This is a genomic window from Streptomyces katrae (assembly GCF_000966975.1).
GTDB lineage: Bacteria > Actinomycetota > Actinomycetes > Streptomycetales > Streptomycetaceae > Streptomyces > Streptomyces katrae.
Genome location: NZ_JZWV01000864.1, coordinates 1 through 9180 on the forward strand (window position 1 = coordinate 1; position 9180 = coordinate 9180).

At 71.6% G+C, this 9180-nt stretch carries 6 protein-coding genes; 3 read left to right on the top strand and 3 right to left on the bottom strand.

The genetic code is table 11. The features are described from left to right. From VR44_RS28300 to VR44_RS28310, 3 genes are all read right to left on the bottom strand, one after another. Positions 1-1466, bottom strand: a 1466-nt coding sequence (locus VR44_RS28300; protein WP_052713865.1) for a hypothetical protein, incomplete at its 3' end; no start/stop codon positions are given. Continuing rightward, a complete protein-coding gene (gene pelF, locus VR44_RS28305) occupies positions 1463-3004 on the bottom strand; it encodes a GT4 family glycosyltransferase PelF (RefSeq protein WP_045950449.1) in 1542 nt (513 codons plus the stop codon). The genes VR44_RS28300 and pelF, both read right to left, overlap by 4 nt. A gap of 140 nt (positions 3005-3144) precedes the next feature. Continuing rightward, positions 3145-5172 (bottom strand): hypothetical protein, encoded by a 2028-nt coding sequence (locus tag VR44_RS28310; protein ID WP_045950450.1) that lies wholly within the window; start codon positions 5170-5172, stop codon positions 3145-3147. 357 nt (positions 5173-5529) lie between these two features. Between VR44_RS28310 and VR44_RS28315 the strand changes: the two genes are divergently transcribed. The 3 genes from VR44_RS28315 to VR44_RS28325 form a co-directional block, all read left to right on the top strand. Next, positions 5530-7059, top strand: a complete 1530-nt coding sequence (locus tag VR44_RS28315; protein WP_045950451.1) for a leucyl aminopeptidase — start codon at positions 5530-5532, stop codon at positions 7057-7059. A 340-nt stretch (positions 7060-7399) separates the two neighbouring features. After that, complete coding sequence (lpdA, locus tag VR44_RS28320) at positions 7400-8788, top strand: dihydrolipoyl dehydrogenase (RefSeq protein ID WP_045950452.1); 1389 nt, start codon at positions 7400-7402, stop codon at positions 8786-8788. Between the two features lie 57 nt (positions 8789-8845). Further along, on the top strand, positions 8846-9180 hold a 335-nt coding region (locus VR44_RS28325; RefSeq protein WP_045950453.1), incomplete at its 3' end, for a biotin/lipoyl-containing protein.

Below are 9180 nucleotides of genomic sequence, written 5' to 3' on the forward strand. Positions count from 1 at the left end.
GCGCAGACCACGGCGGCGGGGCGGACGGCGCCGAAGGACTGCAGGAGCAGCCCGGTCCACATCACGGTGCCGAGGAGCAGCAGGGTGGTGACGCGGACCCAGGTGAGGCCGGGGGCGTGCGGCCACAGCAGGGTTCCGGCGGTGCCCAGCAGGAGCAGCACCGCCAGGTAGGCGGCGAGGCAGCCGGCCAGGGTGGTGAGCATCCGCCGCCGGAACGCCCGGGGCGAGCGGGCCGCGCGCAGCCCGGCGAGGCTGCCGCTGCGGAAGCGGTGCAGCAGCCATTCGGCGGGTCCCATGCTGAGGGTGAGGGCCACCGCCGAGGGGGCCGCGACGGCTTCGGCGGGGCCGCCGGTGAGCACCTCGCCCAGGGCGGCGTACAGCACGAGCAGGCCGGTGCCCAGGCCGAACACCCCGTAGGGCACGGAGTCCCCGATGCGGGGCCCACGCCGGGTGTGGTCCTCCTCGGCGCCGCGCAGCATCCGCCAGCGCACGGCGCCCCCCTCGCCCGGGTGGCGCTGCGTCCGGTCCCTGATCCTGCGCACCGCGGCCCGTACCCCGTCGGCGAGCGGGAGTTCCCGCAGGGCCAGGGCGCACGCGGCCGTCAGGGAGACCAGCAGCAGGGCCACCCGTACGGGCACGGGCGGGTCGGTGAACAGCGCGAGCACCGATCCGGCGGCCATCGGGGCGAGGGCGGTGAGCAGCAGCTGTTCGCGCCGCAGGACGAGCAGGACGGTCGCGGCGCCCACGTACAGGGCCTGTCCGGCGGCGAAGGCGTAGGAGAAGGGCGGGCCGCCCGGTACGGCGAAGGCGGCGGCGGTGCCGAGCAGGGCGCCGACGGGGGCGCCGACGAGGAGGGTGCGTCCGGCGGCGGCCCGGTCGCCGAGGCCGAGCCAGGAGTAGGCGCGGTGGGAGAGGGTCTGGTCCCAGACCCAGCCGATGAGGGCGCCGGCGAGCAGGGTGAGGGTGCCGGCGGGCAGGCCGAGCCGGTCGGGCGGTCCTTCGAGGAGTGGTTCGCCGAGGAGGTAGGCCAGGCCGGGCAGGGCGAAGATCAGCCCGCGGAGCAGGCAGGCGGTGAGGGAGACCTTCCAGGGGTCGGGGAGGGCGTCGGGCTCGGGGAAGGACCGGGGGACGCGGTGGTAGAGCTCCTCGGCGAGGGTGAAGGAGTCGGGGCGGCCGTAGGTGAGGCGGATGTACTCGTCGGTCATGCCGTCGGATTCGAGGACGGCGGCGATCTCGTCGGGGTGGACGGCGGCGGCGACGAAGGCGTCGAGGCGTCCGGCGAGTTCGTCCATGGGGTCGGCGGCGGCCGGCCCCGCCCCGGCCCGGCCGGGGCGGGGAAGGACGGGCAGGGTGTCCGTGGCCCCCGCGGCGGCGACGGGGCGGGGGCGGCAGGCGGAGGCCGCGTGGCCGACGGGTACCCAGGAGCCTTCCGGCCCGGGCGGCTTGAGCCAGAGGGATCCGCTCACCACAGGCTCCCGTCGGCCGCGAGTTCCTTGTACCAGGGGTCGGTGAGGCGTTGGGTCCACTGGTCGCCGGGGTGGACGGGGAGGACGGGCTGGCCGGCGAGTTCCCGGTAGATGTGGCGGAAGCCGTCCACGGACTGGTGGAGGGTGAACTTCTCGGCGACCCGCCTGCGGGCCATGCGGCCGAGTTCGGCGCGGCGTTCGTCGTCGCGGAGCAGGGCGAGGGTGGCGCGGGCCATGGTCTCGGGTTCCCGGGGCGGGACGACGAGGCCGGTGTCGGCGACGGCTTCGCGGACGCCGCCGACGTCGGTGGAGACGGTGGTGCGGCCGCAGGACATGGCTTCGATGATGCTGAAGGGGAAGCCTTCGCTGATGCTGGAGAGCATGACGACGCTGCCGGCGGCGTAGGCCTTGGCCACCTCGTTGATCCGGCCCTCCCAGGTGATGCCGTCGCCGACGCCGAGTTCGGCGGCGAGCTTCTCCAGGCGGAGCTTGTACTCCTCGCAGCCGGCGGGGACGGGGCCGAAGAGGCGCAGTCGCAGGGCGGGGAGTTCCTGGCGCATGAAGGCGTAGGCGCGGATGAGGGTTTCGAGGTCCTTGATGGGGTCGACGCGGCCGCACCAGCTGAGGGTGGGGACGTCGGGTTCGGGGCCCGCTTCAGGGAAGAGGTGCGGGTCGACGCCGTTGTAGACGGTGCGGATCCGTTCGGAGGCGGCTCCTCCGCGTTCTTCCCAGCGGCGGTTGTACTGGTTGCAGGGGGTGATCAGGTCGGCCTGCCGGTAGCCCTCGGAGTTCAGCTCCCGGTAGAAGCCGAGCATCAGGGCCTTGACGGGCCAGCGCTGGGCGGCGGTGCGGTAGCCGAGGTAGCGCTCGCGCAGGTAGATGCCGTGTTCGGTGAGGAGGAAGGGGACCCCGTCGAGGTGTTTGGCGGCGAGGGCGGGGAGGGTGGCGAGGCCGCTGCTGACGGCGTGGGCGACGCTGTCGGGCGGGATCCGCACGGCGAGCGGGCGCAGGGCGTGTTCGAGCAGGTCGGTGGCGGTGAGCGCGTCGTGGATGGTGGGGTCGGCGGCGGTGGTGGCCAGGCCTGGGCGGGTCCATACGTCCATCAGCAGGCGCAGGACGGTTTCGGAGCGCAGGGCCGGGGCGAGGCGGCCGGCGCGGGCGAGGCGGGCAAGTTCGGCCAGGGCCTCGGAGAATCCGCCGGCTGCCGCTGGGAGGGGCCCCCTGCCGTGCTCGGGGGCGATCAGGGAGAGCAGGAAGGTTTCGTAGACCTCGGTGAAGCGGCGGTGGGCCTTGCCGCGGAGGGTGGTGCGGCGGGCCTTGGGGGGCGGCGGGCCCCACAGTGGGACGGCGGTGTGCCGGTAGACGTTGCGCGGCAGTTCCCAGGTGACCGGTTCGCGTCCGGAGCCGGTCAGGGCTATGACGTTGAAGTCGACCTCCGGCATGCCGCGTACCAGTTGGTCGCACCAGGTGCTGACGCCCCCGTGGACGTGCGGGTAGGTGCCTTCGGTGAGCATGGTGACATGACGCCCATGGCTCATGTGCTGAGTCCCCCCAGGACTGAAAAGGGGCCGGCGCCCGTGGTGGGCGGACGCCGGCGCTGGGTACTGCCGGGTGGAGCGGGTGGCCGCGGGGCTCCGGGCGCCCGCCCCCCGGTCGGGGGCGGGCCGGAGCGGGCGGCTCAGAGCAGGTGGAGGGTGACCGCCGACTGGAGCAGTTCGGGGCCCGTCCAGGTGGAGCGGGTGCCGGCGTAGGCGGTGCCGAAGTCGGCGGTGCCGAGCAGGAGCTGCTTCTTGGTGCCGTTGGGGGCGGTGACCGGGGCGAGGATGCCGGAGGGCGCCTTGATGGTGACGTCCTTGCCGATGCGGTAGGCGGTGACCTGGCCGGCGTCGACGGCCTTGTTCCAGGCGGCGCGGCGCTGGAGCTCGACGCCGGTGGCCTTCATGCTCTGGTTGACGATGGGCGCGCTGGGCGCGTAGAGGGAGCGGTAGGTGTCGAGGACCTGGTTGAGCACGGGGTAGAGGGTGCGGTCCTCGGCGAGGTTGGACTGGTGCACGTAGTGCGGCTTGGGGTCGTTGGCGAGGACGTGGCGCAGGGCGGTCTTCGCCTCGGCCGGGACGATGTAGTCCAGGTAGCCGGTGGCGGTGTCGAGGGGGGCCGGGAGGCAGGTGGAGGTCGCCGGGTTGTCCTCGCAGAGTCCGCTGCCGCCGTCGGTGCGGCTGGTGTAGATCCAGTTGTACTCGTCGGCCATCTCCGCGTTGGTGCCCGTGTTGTAGTACACGTTCATCGGGTAGCGGGGGACGGTGAGGGCGGCTCCGACGGCCCGCTGGTCGGGTTCACGGGAGTTGTCGCTGCCGGCCCACTTGACGCCGTTGTCGGCGAGGGCGCCGGCCAGGTTGGGGTTGTCCTGGGGCTGCTGCGGGAGGGTCTTGAGGCCGGAGTGCTCGCCGGTGACGAGCTCGGAGCGGTCGGTGGTGAGGCCCTTGGAGGCGGCCCAGTTGTTGTTGTCGCGGATCTGCGCCGAGATGTCGGCCCGGCTCATCCAGAGGGTCTGGCCCTGGGCGTCCTTGGTGCAGGTCCAGGGGTTGACGCTGACGTCCTGGGTGCAGCCGAGGAAGAGGTGGGTGTAGGTGTGGTTCATCCAGCGGTACTTGGCCTTGTCGGCCAGCAGCTGGGTGGTGAGGGCGTCGGTGCCGCCGTTCTCGGTCTTCCACTCCTCGCCGGCGCCCGCGTTGAAGAGCAGGTCCAGCTTGAAGTCCTTGGAGGTCTGCCACTGCGCCAGGTACTGGGCGTCGGCGGCCGTCATGCGGATCGTGGACTCCTTGCCCTCGCCTCCCGCGCAGGCGTAGTCGCCGGGGGTGCAGTTGAGGGACTTGTCCCAGCGGGCGTCGGGGGCGAAGACGTCGTCGACGTGGACGGCGAAGTAGTTGCGCTCCTGGCCGAGGTGGACGCCCTGGGTGAGCCATTCGACGATGCCGCGGGCGAGCAGCCGGAACTGCTGCTGGTACTGGTTGTAGCCGAAGGTGACGACGAGTTCGCTGCGGCCGTCGTGGGCGTACTCGCCGACGAGCGAGCCGCGTCCGGAGCCGACGGGGGCGTCGACGAGGCTGGTGTAGCCGGCCATCGGCTTGGCGATGAAGCCGTAGCTCTCCGGAATCAGGGGAGAGTTGTCCTCGAAGGTCACTTGACCGCCGAGGTAGCCGAAGGGGCCTGCCTTGCCGGCTGCGGTGACGGCGGCCTGGGTGCCGTCGAGGGTGCCGGTGTAGCCGCCGTTGTCGGTGTATTCCAGGCCAACCTCGGGGTGGGCCCAGGTGTAGGCGTCGACCTGGCGGATCCCGTACGCCGTCTCGTAGGCGGTGAGCGCGGCCATCTCGGCGGAGCCGGTGCCGAAGGGGTTCTCGTTGGGCAGGACGACGCCCTGGTACTTGGCGCGCGGCCGGCCGCTGACGGTGTCGCTGAGGAAGGCGGCGTCGATCACGGGGCGGCTCGCGCTGCCCAGGTCGATCCGCGTGAAGGGCACCCCGGTGTCGCGGAGTTCCGCGGTGATGGCCCCGACCGAGCTGCCGCCGTCGTCGACGACCAGCACCTTCAGGTCGATGCGCGGGGCCACGGTCGCCGCGTGGGCGGTCGTGGCGGGTACTGCGACCGACATCAGCGCCGCTACGCCCATGGCTGCCGCGGCCCTGTTCATCCGGTTCTTCTTGACCATTTCGGCCTTTCCCCCCGCAGGCCTCCCCCGACCCGGCCCATGGCGGAAGGCCGGGCCGGAGAGGCTCTGTGGAAATCATGCAAAAGGACCCCGCGTCCCCTTGCGAGAGTGGCTCGATCCTCTCGGACCTCGTCAGGTCTAGGCGGCAAACCTGGAGCAGAGTCCACAGATGGGTGAACCTGGAGGCCCTCCGGTCGAACAACTTGACAAACCTTGGAGTGACGTACGGATGACGGGCTGCGCGTAGGCTCGTTTCCGGCGGCCGTCGGGCCCGAATACGATCGCTGCGGAGCGGCCGGCGACCCCGACGCGACAGAAGCGCCCATATAACACAAACGGAAGCGAGACTTCACCACCGTGACTGCTCTGACTCTCAGCACTGCCGGCGCGGCGACGCTGCGCGCCGACGCCCTCGTGGTCGGCGTGGCGAAGGGCCCGAAGGGGCTCGTCGTGGCCGCCGGCGCGGAGGCCGTGGACACGGCGTTCGACGGAAAGCTCGCCGCCATGCTCGACGCGCTCGGCGCCTCCGGCGCCGAAGGCGAGATCACGAAGCTGCCGTCCCCGGCCGGCCTCAAGGCCCCGGTCGTGCTGGCGGTCGGCCTGGGCTCCGCGCCCGAGCTGGACGAGTCCTTCGACGAGGAGGCCCTGCGCCGCGCCGCCGGTTCCGCCGCCCGCGCCCTGCACGGTTCGAAGAAGGCGGCCTTCGCCCTCCCGCTGGAGGACGCCTCCGCCGTCACCGCCGTGGCCGAGGGCGCGCTGCTGGGCGCGTACGCCTTCACCGCCTACCAGGGCGGCGACAAGAAGGCCGCCAAGAACGGTGGCCCCAAGCAGCCGCTGGCCGAGGTGGCCCTGCTCGGCGCCAAGCCGCGTGACAAGGAGCACAAGGCGGCCGCCGAGCGCGCGACCGTCGTCGCCACCGAGGTCAACGTCGCCCGCGACCTGATCAACACCCCGCCGAACGACCTCACGCCGGCCGCCTTCGCCGCCATCGCCGCGGCGACCGCCAAGGAGCTCGGTCTCAAGGCGCAGGTCCTGGACGAGAAGGCGCTGATCAAGGGCGGCTACGGCGGCATCATGGGCGTCGGCAAGGGCTCCGAGAACCCGCCGCGCCTGGTGAAGATCGCCTACACCCACCCGGAGGCGGAGAAGCACCTCGCCTTCGTCGGCAAGGGCATCACGTACGACTCGGGCGGCATCTCCCTGAAGCCGGCCGGTCACAACGAGACGATGAAGTGCGACATGTCCGGCGCCGCCGCCGTGTTCTCGTCGGTCGTCGCCGCCGCCAAGCTGGGCCTGAAGGTCAACGTCACCGGCTGGCTCGCCCTGGCCGAGAACATGCCGTCCGGCTCCGCCACCAAGCCCGGTGACGTGCTGCGCATGTACAGCGGCAAGACCGTCGAGGTCCTGAACACGGACGCCGAGGGCCGCCTGGTCCTGGGCGACGCCCTCACGAAGGCCTCCGAGGAGAACCCGGACGCGATCGTCGACGTGGCCACCCTGACCGGCGCCATGGTGCTGGCCCTGGGCGACCGCACCTTCGGCATCATGGCCAACGACGACGCCTTCCGCACCTCGATCCACGAGATCGCCGAGGAGGTCGGCGAGGCCTCCTGGCCGATGCCGCTCCCCGAGGACCTGCGCAAGACGATGGACTCCCCGACCGCCGACATGGCGAACATGGGCGTCCGGATGGGCGGCGGCCTGGTGGCCGGCCTCTTCCTCCGGGAGTTCGTCGGCGAGGGCATCACCTGGGCCCACCTCGACATCGCGGGCCCCGCCTTCCACGAGGGCGCCCCGTACGGCTACACCCCGAAGGGCGGCACCGGCTCCGCCGTCCGCACCCTGGTGCGCCTCGCCGAGCGCACCGCCACCGGCGACCTGGGCTGACCCGCCCCGCCACCGGCCGCCGCGGGGCGCGTTCCACCTGGTGGGACGCGCCCCGCGGCACGCGCCGCACCCCGGGACCGGGACCCTGGACCCGGGGTGTGTTCGCTCTGGAAGAAATCTTGAGGATCAGTAGGTTTCTACGCCCGGGTAACCCGGACTTCGGGCAGAACGACGGTCCACACCCGGGGCCCGGCGTCCCGCGTTCCCCCGACAAATGCGAAGATGGGTTCTCGGCAGGACAGGGCCCCCACCACAGGGCCGAAGAAACAAGCGGCCGATTACCAGCCGCCGCCCGGTCACAGAGGACCGGTGCCCGGCGCACATGCATGGAGGACGTGACGTGGCGAACGACGCCAGCACCGTTTTCGACCTAGTGATCCTCGGCGGTGGCAGTGGCGGCTACGCCGCGGCGCTCCGCGCATCCCAGCTGGGTCTCGACGTTGCGCTGATCGAGAAGAACAAGCTCGGCGGCACCTGCCTGCACAACGGCTGCATCCCCACGAAGGCTCTGCTGCACGCCGGTGAGGTCGCCGACCAGGCGCGCGAAGCCGGACAGTTCGGTGTCAAGGCCTCTTTCGAGGGCATCGACATCGCCGGTGTGCACAAGTACAAGGACGAGGTCATCGCCGGCCTCTACAAGGGTCTGCAGGGCCTGGTCGCCTCCCGCAAGGTGACCTACATCGAGGGTGAGGGCCGCCTCTCCTCCCCGACTTCCGTCGACGTCAACGGCCAGCGCATCCAGGGCCGCCACGTCCTGCTGGCGACCGGCTCCGTGCCGAAGTCCCTGCCCGGCCTGGACATCGACGGCAACCGCATCATCTCCTCGGACCACGCGCTGGTCCTGGACCGCGTGCCCCAGTCCGCGATCATCCTGGGCGGCGGCGTCATCGGCGTCGAGTTCGCCTCGGCGTGGAAGTCCTTCGGCACCGACGTCACCGTCATCGAGGGCCTCAAGCACCTCGTCCCGGTCGAGGACGAGAACAGCTCCAAGATCCTGGAGCGCGCCTTCCGCAAGCGCGGCATCAAGTTCAACCTCGGCACCTTCTTCCAGAAGGCCGAGTACACCGAGTCCGGCGTCCGCGTGACCCTCGCCGACGGCAAGACCTTCGAGGCCGAGGTGCTGCTGGTCGCCATCGGCCGCGGCCCGGTCTCGCAGGGCCTGGGCTACGAGGAGCAGGGCGTCGCGATGGACCGCGGCTACGTCCTGGTCGACGAGTACATGCGCACCAACGTGCCGACCATCTCCGCCGTCGGTGACCTGGTCCCGACCCTCCAGCTCGCGCACGTCGGCTTCGCCGAGGGCATCCTGGTCGCGGAGCGCCTGGCCGGTCTGAAGACCGTCCCGATCGACTACGACGGCGTCCCGCGCGTCACGTACTGCCACCCCGAGGTCGCCTCCGTCGGCATCACCGAGGCCAAGGCCAAGGAGATCTACGGTGCGGACAAGGTCGTCGCCCTGAAGTACAACCTGGCGGGCAACGGCAAGAGCAAGATCCTGAAGACCGCGGGCGAGATCAAGCTCGTCCAGGTCAAGGACGGTGCCGTGGTCGGCGTCCACATGGTCGGTGACCGGATGGGCGAGCAGGTCGGCGAAGCCCAGCTGATCTACAACTGGGAGGCCCTGCCGGCCGAGGTCGCGCAGCTCATCCACGCGCACCCGACCCAGAACGAGGCCCTCGGCGAGGCCCACCTGGCCCTGGCCGGCAAGCCGCTTCACGCACACGACTAATCCACAGTCACGGGCGCGACGACCACTTCCGCACTTTCGTTAGGAGCAACAGAAACCATGCCGGTTTCCGTAACCCTTCCGGCGCTCGGTGAGAGCGTCACCGAGGGCACTGTCACCCGTTGGCTGAAGGCCGAGGGCGAGCGCGTCGAGGCCGACGAGCCGCTGCTCGAGGTCTCGACCGACAAGGTCGACACCGAGATCCCCTCCCCCGTCTCCGGCATCCTCGCGTCCATCAAGGTCGCCGAGGACGAGACCGTCGAGGTCGGTGCCGAGCTGGCGATCATCGACGACGGCTCGGGCGCCGCTGCCCCGGCCGCCGCTCCGGCCGCCGAGCCCGCCGCCGCCCCGGCGCCGGTCGCCGAGGCCCCGGCCGCCCCCGCACCGGCCGAGAC